Source organism: Noviherbaspirillum aerium (assembly GCF_008929045.1).
Taxonomy (GTDB): Bacteria; Pseudomonadota; Gammaproteobacteria; order Burkholderiales; family Burkholderiaceae_D; genus Noviherbaspirillum; species Noviherbaspirillum aerium.
The window spans coordinates 29,986-44,008 of record NZ_VFAH01000004.1 but is presented as its reverse complement, the minus strand read 5'-3'; the positions used below and the strand labels follow the sequence as shown (position 1 = coordinate 44,008).

General features: G+C 60.6%; 8 protein-coding genes. 6 read left to right on the top strand and 2 right to left on the bottom strand.

Annotation, left to right across the window (positions count from 1 at the left end; genetic code table 11):
- The first annotated feature begins 8 nt into the window (after positions 1 to 8).
- From FH061_RS07805 to FH061_RS07795, 3 genes are all read left to right on the top strand, one after another.
- The gene (locus tag FH061_RS07805; protein WP_151634704.1) at positions 9 to 1,001 is read left to right on the top strand and encodes an ROK family protein; all 993 of its coding nucleotides are present in this window, start codon (positions 9 to 11) and stop codon (positions 999 to 1,001) included.
- 296 nt (positions 1,002 to 1,297) lie between these two features.
- Complete coding sequence (locus tag FH061_RS07800; RefSeq protein ID WP_225984534.1) at positions 1,298 to 2,158, top strand: 2OG-Fe(II) oxygenase; 861 nt, start codon at positions 1,298 to 1,300, stop codon at positions 2,156 to 2,158.
- 119 nt (positions 2,159 to 2,277) lie between these two features.
- Positions 2,278 to 2,787 (top strand): hypothetical protein, encoded by a 510-nt coding sequence (locus FH061_RS07795; protein WP_151634702.1) that lies wholly within the window; start codon positions 2,278 to 2,280, stop codon positions 2,785 to 2,787.
- A gap of 248 nt (positions 2,788 to 3,035) precedes the next feature.
- On the opposite strand, the gene FH061_RS07790 is transcribed toward FH061_RS07795, so the two are convergent.
- A complete protein-coding gene (locus tag FH061_RS07790) occupies positions 3,036 to 4,025 on the bottom strand; it encodes a ketopantoate reductase family protein (RefSeq protein WP_151634700.1) in 990 nt (329 codons plus the stop codon).
- 211 nt (positions 4,026 to 4,236) lie between these two features.
- Between FH061_RS07790 and FH061_RS07785 the strand changes: the two genes are divergently transcribed.
- The 3 genes from FH061_RS07785 (at position 4,237) to FH061_RS07775 (ending at position 8,746) form a co-directional block, all read left to right on the top strand.
- Positions 4,237 to 5,172, top strand: coding sequence for a serine hydrolase (locus FH061_RS07785; RefSeq protein WP_151634698.1), 936 nt, complete (start codon positions 4,237 to 4,239; stop codon positions 5,170 to 5,172).
- A 443-nt stretch (positions 5,173 to 5,615) separates the two neighbouring features.
- The gene (locus FH061_RS07780) at positions 5,616 to 6,827 is read left to right on the top strand and encodes a serine hydrolase domain-containing protein (protein WP_225984533.1); all 1,212 of its coding nucleotides are present in this window, start codon (positions 5,616 to 5,618) and stop codon (positions 6,825 to 6,827) included.
- A 227-nt stretch (positions 6,828 to 7,054) separates the two neighbouring features.
- The gene (locus FH061_RS07775) at positions 7,055 to 8,746 is read left to right on the top strand and encodes a methyl-accepting chemotaxis protein (protein ID WP_151634696.1); all 1,692 of its coding nucleotides are present in this window, start codon (positions 7,055 to 7,057) and stop codon (positions 8,744 to 8,746) included.
- A gap of 87 nt (positions 8,747 to 8,833) precedes the next feature.
- Here FH061_RS07775 and FH061_RS07770 read toward each other — a convergent pair whose 3' ends face one another.
- A complete protein-coding gene (locus FH061_RS07770; protein ID WP_151634694.1) occupies positions 8,834 to 13,999 on the bottom strand; it encodes a HAMP domain-containing protein in 5,166 nt (1,721 codons plus the stop codon).
- Between the last annotated feature and the right edge of the window lie 24 nt (positions 14,000 to 14,023).

The following is a 14,023-nucleotide window of genomic DNA, read 5'->3' as shown; positions in this document are numbered from 1 at the left end:
GATATTCCATGCACTTCGATCATCTGGCCGCGCTTGATGTCGGCGGCACGAAAATGACCGCCACCGTGGCAAACCGGGAGGGCATTCTTGCCAGCGTCTCGGCGCCCACCCCGAAGAGCGGGACGCCGCGCGCGCTGCCGGATAAAGGCATCGCCATGATCGAGCAGGCATGTGCCGAAGCCGGCATTCCCGCAGCGCGGATCCGGACGGTCGGCGTTGCTTCCTGCGGCCCATTCGTGCACGGCGAAGGCCTGCTGTGCCTGTCCGCCCCCAATATCTGCGGCGGCAGGAGCGGCGCGTCGGACCTTCCCAATGACTGGACGCTGATACCGATCGAAAAGGTCCTGCTTGAGCGTTTCGCCACGGTCTCCATCGAGAACGATTGCGTCGCCGCGCTCGCCGGCGAGCGCATGTTCGGCGCCGTTCAGGGGGAGGCGAACTGCGCTTATGTCACCTGGAGCACCGGCGTGGGATTCGGCCTGTGCATCGACGGCAGGCTGTTGCGCGGCAAGCAGGGCAACGCCGGCCATGCGGGCCACATGCTGATGGCCGACCGCGAAGATGCCGTCTGCGGATGCGGCAACCGCGGCGACCTGGAAGGATTGATATCCGGACGCAATATCGCCAACCGCCTGCAGCTGCCGGCATCCGAACTGTTCGGATCGGCACGCGCCGGAAATCCGCAGGCGCGGGCCGCGGTGCTCGAGGCTGCCGGATTTCTCGGCAGGGCGCTCTACAATCTCGCCGTTACCCTGGATATGAAGACCTTCGTGATCGGCGGCAGTGTCTGGCAGCATCATGGCGACTGGTTGCATCCTTATGTCGAACATGAGATTCATTCCCGCATGCCGGCCCTGACCGAAGGCGTCGCAGTCGTGAACGCAGGACTGGGCAACCGGGTCGCCGACATCGGTGCGTTTTCCCTGGTGCTGCCGGAAGACTGGGCCGCATCCTGGCGGACCCGGAAGCCATGGCAGAAAGAGCCGGCATCATCCGCATGACCTTTGGAACCGCTGTTGTCAAACATCCCCGCCAATCGATATCGCCGAGACACGCCTGAAGACAAGAGTCGATTCCGAAAGACTTGGTTATAGGAATCTTCCGACGCCTGGTAGTGTGTTTGCTGATGCGTTTTTCATCCGGATTCCGATATGCAACGCAATATCGCTGCCGGATAATGCTACCGTAGAGGAACCTTTCCTGATTGCTTGCGCCAAAGAAATGGGTGCCGTACGGAAACACCGGCGGCAGTCATCCTTCTGACCAAACTATCGAGACCAGTACGGGAATCACCATCATGATGAACACGCCACACTCCACGCTTTCCATGCTTGCAAGCCTGCCTGCCGAGTGGCAGGCGTGGGTCAAGGAAAATGTCGCACGCGGATGCGAACCCGAGGGCATGGCGGACATCATGGTTCGCGACGGACATTTTAAGGCCGATCTCGCACGCCTCGCCATCGCTGAAGCTTCGGGGCACGCCCCGGCGGCGGTAAGGATACGTCCTCATCCGCGCATCGAAGCGAATGCCAATGTCATTCAGGCGGCTGATCGCCCGGTCAATGTACTGTTCCGGCTGCAATCACCGGAAGTTATCCTGTTCGGCAATCTGCTCAGCGAGGAAGAGTGCGATGCGCTGATCGCCTATACGCAGCAGCGTCTTGAGCGGTCGCCTGTGGTAGGGGACACCGATGGTTCGACCCAGATTCATGCTCACCGCACAAGCCGGGGAGCAATGTTGCAGCGCGGCGAGACCGAACTGGTGACGCGGATCGAGAACCGCCTGGCTGCGCTGATTCACTGGCCGGTGGAAAACGGCGAAGGCCTGCAAGTACTCAGTTACGAAAAAGGCAACGAATATCGTCCGCATTTCGATTGGTTCGACCCGAATGTCGCCGGTCCGCGCAAGCATCTTGAACGCGGCGGCCAGCGTGTAGCGACCATCGTGATGTATTTGAGCGATGTGGAGGAGGGCGGTGGCACTTCATTCCCGAAGATCGGCCTGCATGTTCAGCCGAAAAAAGGCAGCGCTGTCTATTTTGCCAATACCAGCGCGGCCGGCGAAGTCGACCACAACACCCTGCATGCCGGAGAGCCTGTGGAGCGCGGTATCAAATATGTGGCCACCAAATGGCTGCGAGAGGGTGAATTTAAATAAATGCCGTGCGCCGGCCATCGATGCAGGGTCGGGTTAGGGGAACGTAAAACAGAAGGCGAAAGAGGCGTCGGCACGGACCGAAGCGGGTCGAACCAGGTGCGACGGCTGGAGGGTGCCGGATGAAATTGCCGGGGTGCGATGGAACCGTTTTCTGTTGGCTAACCACAGATGCAGGTTCCGTTACCGTCCCCCATGAATCTGACATGATCGGTTTCTCCAATCCCACGACGCTGCTGCTTTTCAGCTGTCTGTTCGACAGTTATGGCGTATCGAGCCATCGCTCCCATAGCTACGATCACGACTCTTATCACGCGCTGCAGGATCTTTATGCAATCTGTGTCGTCGATGAACTGCTGCGCCCCGAGAAAATGGTGGCGAGCCTGATCATCAAGACCAATATCCCGTTTGGCGTTCCAGGCTTCCTGAACGGAATCACAACGATCATCGGCCTTATTCCCGAACTTGCATCCGTGACGCACGAACACTGTGGACTGATCCCCGCTCCGATCAGCGTCGAGTCGGCGCATCCTCTCTCCGAAGATCAGGCCCTGTATGTCTGCAAGCAGCTCTGGTCGGAACACCAGGCGAAGCAGATCCTGCATGCCTTGCCAAAGATGCAAGCCGGTTAGCCGGTTAGCCGCTTAGCCGGATAGCCTATGAGAGGGGAAGCATGCGCCCCGACTCGAGGAGCGCGGCCAGCATGCTTAGAGCGGATTGCGGATGGATGGTCGGTCGCCTCGGCTTGTCTTGGGCGCATGGCGTCGTTGGTCGTCGCTGGTGTAGCCCGCCATATGGCGCTTCTCCCGGCTTGCCCCGCATCCCAAGGCAGACCGATGCTTCCGTACACTCATCCGCAATCCGCTCTAAAGCGCCTGCTTCAATCAGCCCGTGAGCCCTCGGGAGCGGAGGCCTTCGCCTCCGAGGACAGCTTGCGCTCGACCATCTTCATCAATGCATAGAGGCTTTCCAGCACCGGGATCGCGACGCCTTCCCGGCGGCCGGCACGCACCGCGTTGCCCAGAATGACTTCGGTTTCCATCGGACGCCGGTTTTCATAGTCAAGCGCCATGCTGGTCTTGTACGGCGGAGCCTTGCGCGTGCCTTCGATAAGCTGGCCGGCCAGTTCGTCGGGCAAGGGATGGCCTGTTGCCGCCGCGACGGCCGCGACTTCCTGCATCGCGCGCCGAACGAGCGCTTCGCCCTCGGCCTCGCCCAGGATGTGCCCGGTATCGAGTGCATCGCCCAGGACCGAGATGGGATTGAATACGCCATTCCACATGCACTTGTGCCAGCGGGCGGTGGACACGTCATCCGTAAGGGTGCAGCGGATGCCGCCTGCTTGCAGCAAATCCGCGAATCGCCGCGCGCGCTCGGTAACGCCGGACGGGTAATTGCCGAAGGTCAGGTCGCCATACGCGTAATGCGCCACCTTGCCGGGCGCCGTGCGCGCCACCTGCACGAAAGCCAGCGCGCTGATCAATTCCTGCTGCGGAAAGGCTTCCGCAATTTCGGCTTCGATTTCCACCCCGTTTTCGATCAGGACGATAACCGTTTCCGGTCCGAGCGCCGGGCGGATCAGGGCGGCCCGATCCGTACCCTCGACCACCTTGACGCTGACGACCAGATAGTCGGGCGGCCCGCCCTGGTAATCGGAAGCGCTCCTGAGAATCTGCGCGGGATGAAAGATCCGGTCGCCCAGCTTGCGGCTGGCGATCGAGAAACCGTTGCTGCGGACGGCTTCGTATTCGGAACGGCAGACCACGGATACTTCGGCGCCGGCAGCATCCAGCAAGGAACCGTAAAAGCTACCGATGGCGCCGGCACCAAGGATGAGGACGCGAGGTTTTTTATCTGAAATGGTGGTCATGGCTGGATAAGGGGAGATGGAAATATGAGGAATAGGCCGGGGAAATTGTAACGGCAAGGCCAGCCTGCTGCTCAAGAGGACTTGAAATCCCTTCAAGACGCGTTCGCAACATCTGGAAATATTTATTTAAATCAATGTCGAAAGGAAAGCTTTGTGGCCCACTATCACGTTATGATTGATGCCGCTGGACAACTTTCACTTTTGGCTTCCCATGTTCAAAAAAACCCTTGTGGCGCTGCTCTTGAGCACGGCGGCGTCAGCATTCGCCGTACCGTTGAGTTCCCAGCATGCGCTGGTATTCGAAGAAGACTCCGGCACGGTGCTGCTCGAAAAAAATGCGCATGACGTGGTGCCGATCGCATCAATCACGAAACTGATCACCGCCATGGTCGTGCTCGACGCCAGGCTCGACATGTACGAACCGATCGCCATCAGCGACAGCGACGTCGATACGCTCAAGCATAGTTCGTCCCGCGTGCCGGTTGGTTCCGTCCTGAGCCGCAAGGCATTGCTTGAGCTGGCGCTGATGTCGTCCGATAACCGGGCTGCGGCGGCGCTGGGCCGTACCTATCCGGGCGGCCATGCCGGATTCCAGAAAGCGGTGCGGGAAAAGCTGGCTGCGCTCGGCATGGTCAATACCGTGATCGAGGAACCCACCGGCCTGTCGCCGCATAATCGTTCCACTGCGGCCGACCTCGTCAAGATGGCAGCCGCCGCGTCCGCATATCCGGAAATCTCGCAGATGACTACCGAAACGGGCGAACTCGTCGACATGAACGGACGCCTGGCGCAGTTCCACAACACCAATCGCCTTGTGGGCAAGGATGGTTGGGACATCATGCTTTCCAAGACAGGTTTCACCCGCGAAGCGGGGCGGTGCCTGGTCATGCGATTTCAGGCAGCCGGCAAGCGGGTCATCATGGTGCTGCTGAATGCAAAGGAAAGCACCGCGCGCATGCTTGATGCGGAAAATGTTCAGCGCCTGCTGACCGGCGAACCGATCCTGGCGGCCAGGGCTCCCGCGCCGCGCAGCAATGTGCGCAGCAAGGCCCGGCAAAGCCAGAGCGGCATCATGCTCGTCAAGACCAAGGGTACCGGCAATTCCAAGCCCGCAAAGCCGAACAATCGGAAGCGCCGCTCGATGTAATCCCCTTGAACGGGAACGCGTACAAAAAATGGACCCTTGCGGTCCATTTTTTTTGGTTGCCTGTCATTGGATGCAGGCCGTCGTGCGTGGCCAGCTGGAACGCGAGGTGCGCTCAGCGATAGAGACGGTTTCGGTTTCGGCATGACGTCTGCGTACGCGCCGCAGCAAGGCATTTGCCTGCCGATGCAGGAGGAAAAGTCGAAAGCGCTGAATCAGGGTCACGGGTTCTCCGATCGAGGAAGGGTAGTTTGAGGTTGCGGGTACTTATCCATGTGTAACAACCTGTATTGATGCGGTTCCTGTTTTCTCGATTGGCGTCCTTGATAAGGACAGGCAGCATTCGGTACATTCACTTAAAATAAATACGACCGTTCGCTTTCGTGGCAGGCCAGGCCTGCTCTTACTGCGGCGGTATTTGCGGCCACGCAGGCCGTCCATGCTGAATGAAGGAAGACGACACGATGAATGAGCGCATCAAGGGACCCGGCAGATTTTCAGACAAGGGACTCGACAATCTGACGACGTGCATCCAGGCGGATATCGATAAGGGACTCATTCCCGGTGCGTCGATGCTGATTGCGCATAACGGCAAGACGGTTTACGAATCCGCATTGGGCCTTCAGGATCCGGCTACCCGCGTGCCCATGTCGAGAGAGTCGATATTCCGCATCTATTCGATGACCAAGCCCGTCGTATCGGTTGGCGTGATGATGCTGGTCGAACAGGGGCGCCTGCTGCTGAGCGATCCGATCTCCAAGTTCCTGCCGGAGCTGCAGGATCTCAAGGTGGGTGTGGAGGTCATTGCGGACGGGGTGCCGCACCTGAGGCTGGAGCCGGCATTGCAGCCGATTACAGTGCAAGACCTGCTGCGTCATACTTCTGGCTTCACCTATGGGATCTTCGGGGATTCCCTGGTAAAGGCGGAATACCGGAGGGCCGGCATTGCGCACCCGCGCATGAGCAGCGATGAATTCATCAAGGCGATGGGACAGGTGCCCCTGATGTATCAGCCCGGCACCGTCTGGGAGTACAGCCACTCCACCGACGTGCTGGGCGTATTGCTGGAGCGGGTCTCCGGCCAGTCACTGGATGAATTTCTTTCGGAGCGCATATTCAAGCCGCTCGGCATGCTTGATACCGGATTCTGGGTGGAAGAAGAACATCATCACCGGATTGCCGAGGGCTTCGACGTCGACCCGGTGACCGGGGTGACGGTAAGAATGAACCAGCCGCGCCGACGTCCCAATTTGCTGGGCGGAGGCGGCGGCCTGATGTCGACCATGCAGGACTATCTGCATTTCGCGCAGATGCTGGCCAATGGCGGAGAATGCGAAAACGCCCGGATCATTTCACGAAAGACCTTGCAATGGATGACGAGCGATCATCTCGCAGGAATGCCGCATGCCCGCTCCGGCCAGGGCTATCTGCCGGGACCGGGTTACGGATTCGGGCTGGGATTCGCGGTACGCACCGAGCCGGGCTCGGCCTTCATCCCCGGTTCCGTGGGCGATTTCACCTGGAGCGGGCTGGCCGGCACTTATTTCTGGATCGATCCGGAAGAACAACTGCTCGCCATCTTCCTGATGCAGGCTCCGGAACAGCGCAATCATTACCGGCAGCTTTTCCGTAATCTGGTGTATGCCGCGCTGGAATAAGCGGCGCCCGCGGTGGTCTGTTGCCGCCAGCGCCTTTTGGCGCGAACGCCGTGATCCCGATCAAATTATTTATTGCCTAATGGAAATTACTGGTTTGATCCGTTACACTGTGCACGCTAGGGGCGTTTTGACGATGCCCGGGACAGCGGACGCACAATTCCTATAGACCGGACAGCAAGTCCGGCACCTGCGCCGCGTTCCGGGTTTGAGGAACTGGAGACAAGAGCATGAATATCCGTACCGTAAGAATCGGTACGCGGCTTGGCATGGGATTCGGGATTATTCTCGCCCTGCTGGTTTGCGTACTTACCGCCGACATCGTCATCAGCGCGAATGTCCGGCATACCCAGAACGAGGGCATGAAACGCGCCAATGCCAAGGCGGTGCAGGCCAATGCGATGCGGGGCGCAATTCTCGAAGGCGGCATCGCATCCCGCAACGTTGGACTGCAATACACCACTCCCGACATCGAACGCGAAGCTTCCAAGGCCCAGGCACAGCGCAAGCTCTTCCAGGAAGCCCAAGGCAAACTGGTTGCGCTCGGTCTCAGTGCCGAGGAGAAGGTCCTGGTCGACAGCATCGCCGCCATCGACAAGCAGACCGACGCACCATTCCAGGAGGCGATCCAGAAAGTCAAGGAATACGCCAATGAAGCCGCAGGCAAGCTGATTTCCTCGCGCATCGATCCCTTGAACCAGAAAGCCATCTCTGAAATCGACAAGCTGGTGGCCATCCAGCAGAAAGCGGTTGATCGGCTGATTGCGGAAAGCGAAGCCTCCGGCAGCCGCATGACGACCATTCTCGCGATGGCTGCGATTTTCAGTGTCATTATCGGCGCCATCCTGTCGATCTTCACTACCCGCAGCATTACCCGTCCTTTGCGGGATGCGGTCGGCGTCGCCCAGCGCGTTGCCGGCGGCAAGCTCGGCGCAAGAATCCAGGTCGTCGGCAAGGACGAGACCAGCGAGCTCCTGCAAGCCCTGAAAGAAATGGACGACAGCCTGTCGCGCATCGTCAGCCAGGTGCGTTCGGGGACCGAAGCGATCGGTTCGGCATCGAATGAAATCGCGACCGGCAATGCAGACCTGTCGACGCGGACCGAGTCCCAGGCCAGCGCGCTTGAAGAAACCGCGTCTTCGATGGAAGAACTGACATCCACCGTCAAGCACAATGCCGAGAATGCGCAGCAGGCAAATCAGCTGGTGCATTCGGCCTCGGAATCGGCGATGAAAGGCGGCGAGGTCGTGAATCAGGTAGTCGACACCATGGGCTCGATCAAGGAAAGCTCGCGCAAGATTGTCGACATCATCGGCGTCATCGACAGCATTGCGTTCCAGACCAACATCCTTGCGCTCAATGCTGCGGTCGAAGCTGCGCGTGCCGGCGAACAGGGCCGCGGCTTCGCGGTGGTGGCTTCGGAGGTCCGCACGCTGGCCCAGCGCTCGGCGCAGGCGGCGAAGGAAATCAAGGACCTGATCGGCGACTCGGTCAAGAAGGTGGAAGACGGTAATGCACTGGTGAACGACGCCGGCAGGCAGATGACGGAAATCGTCGCTGCGGTCAAGCACGTGGCCGACATCATGAGCGAGATCACCGCCGCCAGCCGCGAGCAGAGCGAGGGCATTGAAGAAGTCAATCGGGCCATCGCCAGCATGGATGAAATGACGCAGCACAATGCCGCACTGGTGGAGGAGGCATCCGCCGCGGCGTCATCGATGCAGCAACGCGCGGCAAGCCTGGGCCAGACGGTCGCGGCATTCGATCTGAGCGATGCCGGCGGCTTGCAAGCCGCCATCCCTTCGATGAGCTCGGCGGCAATCGAGGAGGAGGGCTCGGCGCGCGTCGCATTCCCAGGTCAGGGAAGAAAAGCGGTCCGGGCCGGAACATCGCCGCTGTCGCTGCCTCGCAATCCGCTCTAGTCAGTCAAGCCGAAAAGGTTTCAGTAGGCCGCATGAAAAATGCCCGCGACCAGCGGGCATTTTTTCATTGGTGAATCGACGTCGGCATCATCGCTGCAGCCAGACGCGCATCAGTGACAGCAGATGCGCCGCGTCCACAGGCTTGGTGATGTAGTCGGACGCTCCGGCCGCGATGCACTTGTCGCGATCGCCCTTCATCGCCTTCGCTGTGAGCGTGATGATGGGCAGCGACTTGAAGCGCGGAATACTGCGTATCGCGCGCATCGTATCGTAGCCATCCATCTCGGGCATCATGATATCCATCAGCACGATCTCGACCGACGGATCCGATTGCAGCACTTCAATGCCGTCGCGTCCATTCTCCGCGTAGATCACCTTCATGTGCTGGCGCTCGAGCACCGAACTGAGCGCGAAGATGTTTCGCAGATCGTCGTCCACGATAAGTACCTTGCGCCCCGCGAGATTGATGTCGGATTCGTGAGCGTCGTCCAGCATTTTGCGCTGCCTTTCCGGCAGGGTCGCATGCGGCCGGTGCAGGAAGAGAGCCGTCTCGGCAACCAGCCGTTCCGGCGAGCGTGCGTCCTTGAGCACGACGGTGCTGGCCAGCATCTGCAGGCGAGCCACTTCGCTCTGAGACAGTTCAGCAGCGGTGTACACGACGATAGGCACATCGCGCAGCGCCTCGTCCTGGCTGATCTGGTCGAGCAGGTTGAAGCCATCGACATCCGGCAGCCTGAGATCCAGCACCACGCAGTCGAATGCCGTCCGGCGCATCTGGCGCAGGGCATCCATGCCGGTGTCGACAGAAACGATGTCGATATCATTGCCGGCGATCAGGTCGACGATCGCATTGCGCTGCACTTCGTCGTCCTCGACGATCAGCAGATGACGGCGGCTGCTGGTCACGTATTGCTGGATGCGTGTCAGCTCTTCCTGCAGCCTTTCAAGGCTGACCGGCTTCTCGAGGAAGGAGAAGGCGCCGTCGCGCAGCGCGCGCTCCCGTTCCCGCTGTGACGAGAGTACGTGCACCGGCACATGCCGTGTGCCGGGGTCCCGCTTGAGGCGGTTGAGCACGGTAAATCCGTCGGCATCGGCCTGGTCAAGGTCGAGCAGGATTGCGGTAGGCAGGTAATCCCGGGTCAGCGGCAACGCCGCGTCCGCCTGGCGGGCGACGATACCCTTGAAATTCCGTTCCCGCGCATGTTCGAGCAGGGTGCGCGCGACTTCTTCATCGTCTTCCACGATCAGCACCGCCGGGTCGCCGGGGTTGACCAGCGACCTGTCGTCGATCTGCACTTCTTCGGGCTCTACATCCTCGGCTTCGCTTGCGGGCGCAGGACGAACAAGCGCCGGCACGGGCCCGCTCCTGTCGTCGTGCTCCCTGGCCGGCGCTTGTTCGGCGGCCAGGGCCTGGAGGTCATCGAGACTGCTGATGGTTTCGCTCTGGTAAGGCAGGTAGAGCGTGAAGGTGCTCCCAGTGCCGAGTTCGCTCTCGACCCGGATCTCGCCATTGAGCAGGCGCGCGAGTTCGCGGCTGATCGACAGGCCGAGGCCGGTGCCTCCGTACTTGCGGGCAGTGCTGCCGTCGGCCTGCTGGAATGCCTCGAAGATCAGTTGCAGTTTGTCGGCTGCGATGCCGACGCCGGTATCGGTGACGGCGAAGGCAACCACTGCCGCGGCTTGCGACAGATGCGGATGGTCGGGGCTCCAGCCGCCGTGGGCCAGGCCGATATGCAGGGACACGCGGCCATGCGCGGTGAACTTGAAGGCATTCGACAGCAAATTCTTGAGTATCTGCTGCAGCCGCGTCGTATCGGTTCGCAGCGACAGCGGCAGTCTTTCCGCAAGCTCGACGGAGAATTGCAGCTTCCTCGCCTCGGCCATGTGAATGAAGGTGCGCTCGACATAATTGCGCAGCGTCTCGAAGCGGTACTCGCTGAGTTCCAGCGTGACCGTTCCGGATTCGATCTTCGACAGGTCGAGGATGTCGTTGATCAGCGTCAGCAGGTCGCTGCCGGAGCCGTAGATGGTTTTCGCATACTCCACCTGCAGATCGGTCAGGTTGTGATCGGGATTGTCCGACAGCTGCTGGGCGAGGATGAGCAGGCTGTTCAACGGCGTGCGCAGCTCATGCGACATGTTGGCAAGAAACTCGGACTTGTACTTGGACGACAATGCGAGCTGCGTTGCCTTTTCCTCGAGCGCCAGCTTGGCTTGGCCCACTTCGAAGTTCTTGCGCTCAACTTCGATGTTCTGCTCGGACAGCAGGCGAGCCTTTTCCGCCAGCTCCAGGTTGGTCTGCTGCAGTTCCTGCGCCAGCGACTGGGACTGGATCAGCAGGCTTTCGGTTCGGCTGTTGGTCTCGATGGTGTTGATCACCACGCCGATGGTTTCCATCAACTGGTCGAGGAAGTTGAGATGGGTTTCCGTGAAGCGTTCCAGGGAGGCAAGTTCGATCACCGCCTTGACCTTCTGGTTGAACAGGATGGGCAGCACGACAATGTTGGTGGGCGGCGCCGCGCCCAGGCCGGAGGAAATGGCCACATAGTCGCGCGGCACGTTGGTCAGCCAGATGCGCTGCTTCTCGATCACGCATTGCCCGACCAAGCCTTCGCCCGGACGCAGGGAGCGCGAAAGCCCGCCGTTGGCACGCACGCCATAGCCGGCGATCAGATGCAGATGCGCGTCGTCCTGGGCCGAGTCCATCATGTAGAACACGCCGTGATGCGCAAAGACCAGCGGCGCAAGCTCCGACAGAAGCAAGGCGGAAACGGTCTCGAGATCGCGCTGACCCTGCAGAAGTCGGGTGAAGCGGGCGAGGTTGGTCTTCAGCCAGTCCTGCTGCGCATTCTTCTGCGTCGTTTCCTTCAGGTTGCGGATCATCTCGTTGATGTTGTCCTTCAGGTAGGACACCTCTCCGCGCGCCTCCACCTGGATCGAGCGCGACAGGTCGCCCCGTGTCACGGCGGTCGCGACTTCCGCGATCGCCCGCACCTGGTTGGTCAGGTTGGCCGCGAGCTGGTTGACGTTCTCGGTGAGATCTTTCCAGGTGCCGGAGGCGCCCGGCACGCTTGCCTGTCCTCCCAGTTTGCCTTCGACGCCGACCTCGCGCGCCACGGTGGTGGCCTGATCGGCGAATACCGCCAGGGTGTCGGTCATCTCGTTGATGGTATTGGCCAGCGTCGCCATTTCGCCGCGGGCGGCGACAGTGAGTTTCTTCTTCAGGTCACCTTTCGCCACCGCGCTCACGACGCCGGCAATACCGCGCACCTGTGCGGTCAGGTTGGCCGCCATGAAGTTGACGTTATCGGTGAGGTCTTTCCAGGTGCCGGCCGCGCCCGGCACATTGGCCTGTCCGCCGAGCTTGCCTTCGGTACCCACCTCGCGCGCCACGCGGGTTACCTCGGAGGCGAACGATGACAACTGGTCCACCATCACGTTGATGGTGTCCTTGAGTTCGAGAATTTCGCCCTTGACGTCAACGGTGATTTTCTTCGACAGGTCGCCGCGTGCCACCGCCGTCGTCACGCCGGCGATATTTCGCACCTGCGCTGTCAGGTTGGACGCCATGAAGTTGACGTTGTCGGTCAGATCCTTCCAGGTGCCGCCCACGCCCGGCACATAAGCCTGGCCGCCGAGCTTGCCCTCGGTGCCCACTTCCCGCGCCACCCGCGTCACTTCCGAGGCGAAGGAGCTGAGCTGGTCGACCATGGTGTTGATGGTGTTCTTGAGCTCGAGAATCTCGCCCTTGACGTCGACCGTGATCTTTTTCGACAGGTCACCGTTGGCTACCGCGGTGGTGACGTCGGCAATGTTCCTTACCTGGCCGGTCAGGTTGCCTGCCATCGAGTTTACCGAGTCGGTCAGGTCTTTCCAGGTACCAGCGACTCCGGGCACGTTTGCCTGGCCGCCGAGGCGGCCGTCGGTGCCGACCTCCCGCGCCACGCGTGTCACTTCCGAAGCGAAGGAGTTGAGCTGGTCGACCATGACGTTGATGGTGTTCTTGAGTTCAAGGATCTCGCCCTTGACGTCGACCGTGATCTTCTTCGACAGGTCGCCGTTGGCCACCGCGGTGGTGACGTCGGCAATGTTCCTTACCTGGCCGGTCAGGTTGCCCGCCATGGAATTCACCGAGTCGGTCAAGTCCTTCCAGGTGCCGGCCACGCCTTTTACCTGCGCCTGGCCGCCAAGCTTGCCTTCCGTGCCGACCTCGCGCGCCACGCGCGTGACTTCGGAAGCGAAGGAGCCCAGCTGATCCACCATCACGTTGATCGTATCCTTGAGCTGCAGAATTTCGCCCTTGACGTCAACGGTGATTTTTTTCGATAGGTCGCCGTTCGCAACCGCAGTGGTAACTTCCGCAATATTTCGCACCTGCGCCGTCAGATTGGAAGCCATGAAATTGACGTTGTCGGTCAGATCCTTCCATGTTCCGCCCACGCCGGGCACATCGGCCTGGCCGCCGAGGCGGCCTTCGGTCCCCACCTCGCGCGCCACGCGCGTAACCTCGGAGGCGAAGGAACGCAGCTGATCGACCATGGTGTTGATCGTATCCTTGAGCTGCAGGATTTCCCCGCGCACGTCCACTGTGATCTTCTTGGACAAGTCACCGTTCGCCACCGCGGTTGTCACGTCGGCGATGTTTCGGACCTGGGATGTCAGATTGCCGGCCATGGAGTTGACCGAGTCGGTCAGGTCTTTCCAGGTACCGGCGACGCCCGGCACATTGGCCTGACCGCCGAGCTTGCCTTCCGTGCCGACTTCGCGCGCCACGCGCGTGACTTCGGAGGCGAAGGAACCGAGCTGGTCCACCATGCGGTTCGCCGTGGTTGCCGCCAGCAGGAACTGGCCTTTCAACGGGCGGCCATCCACATCAAGCGACATGGTTTGCGAAAGGTCGCCCTTGGCGACGGCGCCGATGACGCGTGCCATTTCCGTCGTGGGACGCACCAGATCGTCGATCAGCGCATTGATGGAATTGACCATCGTGGCCCAGCCGCCGCAGAGATTGAGCGGCGAGGCCCGATGCGTCAGGCGGCCTTCGCGGCCAACGACACGGCTGGCATGCGTGATGCCTTCCGCCATCTGCTGGTTGGTCTCGATGATTTCATTCAGCGTGTCGGCAACCTTGCCGGCGAGGCCTGTCCAGTCGGACGGCATGCGCGCAGTGAAGTCGCCTTTCTTCAGGGATTTCAACGTGGTAAGCAATACCTTGACGTTGAGATCGTCATGGGTTTCGGTTCTCATATCCATGTGGCTGCAATCTGGGTGGGAGTG

Coding starts and splice junctions, on each gene's coding strand:
- FH061_RS07780 (WP_225984533.1), top strand. CDS start 5,616: ATGAAGGAAGACGACACGATGAATGAGCGCATCAAGGGACCCGGCAGA.
- FH061_RS07790 (WP_151634700.1), bottom strand. CDS start 4,025: ATGACCACCATTTCAGATAAAAAACCTCGCGTCCTCATCCTTGGTGCC.
- FH061_RS07800 (WP_225984534.1), top strand. CDS start 1,298: ATGATGAACACGCCACACTCCACGCTTTCCATGCTTGCAAGCCTGCCT.
- FH061_RS07805 (WP_151634704.1), top strand. CDS start 9: ATGCACTTCGATCATCTGGCCGCGCTTGATGTCGGCGGCACGAAAATG.
- FH061_RS07770 (WP_151634694.1), bottom strand. CDS start 13,999: ATGGATATGAGAACCGAAACCCATGACGATCTCAACGTCAAGGTATTG.
- FH061_RS07775 (WP_151634696.1), top strand. CDS start 7,055: ATGAATATCCGTACCGTAAGAATCGGTACGCGGCTTGGCATGGGATTC.
- FH061_RS07785 (WP_151634698.1), top strand. CDS start 4,237: ATGTTCAAAAAAACCCTTGTGGCGCTGCTCTTGAGCACGGCGGCGTCA.
- FH061_RS07795 (WP_151634702.1), top strand. CDS start 2,278: ATGAAATTGCCGGGGTGCGATGGAACCGTTTTCTGTTGGCTAACCACA.